Here is a 1,130-nt window from a genome sequence, read left to right on the forward strand (position 1 = left end):
GGTGATCGAACGCGATCCCTTCGGCGCGGCCGACGATGGTCCACTCCCCCGCAGTCCCGAGTCCGGTATCGGTGGCGTGCAGGTGCAGCGATTGGCCATCGGCCAGGGGCGGCTCGCCCCCGGCGGACCGGATCACCACCCGTTCGAGGTATTCGGTGATGCCGTCGGCCGCCCGGTCCGCGTCGATCTGGAACTCCGCGCCCACTGCCAGTGCGGCGTCGGCCCGGTGTACCGCGGTCTCGTGCAACCGGCGCCGGATCCACCACCGGGCCGGGCGTGGTCCGAGGAAGGTCCACACCGGGGTCTGGGGCCCGGTGGCGGCGACCGCGTCCAGAAGTCGGCGGGGCCCGTCGTGCAACCAGGTGGTCAGTTCGTCGGGATCGGCCGGCGGTCTGCCGTCGGGAACCGTGCGCGGGTCGATGGACACCGACGACCGCTCGGCCACGATCTGCGCGCTCCACCGGTCACCGCGACCGACGTGCCGCATCAACTGATTGAGGTTCCAGTCCGGGCAACTGGGGACCGGCGTGGTCAGATCGGCGTCTCGCAGCAGGCCGGCGAAGGCGGCGTTTTCGGCGATCAGCGCTGTGGCGGTGTCCACGAGTCCGAACCTACCGCTTTCAGACCGGTCGCCTTGGAGATCAGCCGCTTGGAGATCAGCCGCCGAAGGGCCACGGCGGCGGCCAGAGGGTGCTGTCGGCGCCCCCGGAGGACGATTCCGAACCGTCGGAGTCCGTCTGCCGACCCGATGAGCCCGACCCGCTGCCGGGGCCGACGGCGGTCGCCGGCGGGGCGACGGCGGTCACCGGCGGGGTGTAGGTCGGGTAACTCGTCGTCGACGGCGGCGAGGCCGGCTGGGCGGTGCGGGGCGCCACCGAGGTCGGATAGGTGGGGGCCGAGCTCGGATAGCTGGGGGCGGGATAGCGCGGTAGCGGTGTGCTGCGCACCGGGGGCTGGAAGATCGGCGGCAGCACCGGCGGGATGACGGGGATGGAGACGACGATCTGCGGGATCTGCGGGATCTGCGGGATCTGCGGGACCGCCGGGATCTGCGGGACCGGCGGGATCCTCGGGACGACGACGGGTGCCGGGACGACGACCGGCGCGGGAGCGGGGGCCGGGGGCGGAGC

At 73.0% G+C, this 1,130-nt stretch carries 1 protein-coding gene and 1 pseudogene; both read right to left on the minus strand.

The window, feature by feature from the left end; translation table 11 throughout:
• Nucleotides 1–601 (minus strand): maleylpyruvate isomerase family mycothiol-dependent enzyme (locus ADBZ5U_RS14575; RefSeq protein ID WP_526811378.1); only part of this gene is annotated, 601 nt, incomplete at its 3' end.
• A 55-nt stretch (nucleotides 602–656) separates the two neighbouring features.
• Nucleotides 657–1,130, minus strand: a pseudogene (locus ADBZ5U_RS14580) (hypothetical protein); the annotation flags it as partial.

This window comes from Mycobacterium sp. (assembly GCF_040398885.1).
In the GTDB taxonomy this organism is placed as follows: domain Bacteria; phylum Actinomycetota; class Actinomycetes; order Mycobacteriales; family Mycobacteriaceae; genus Mycobacterium.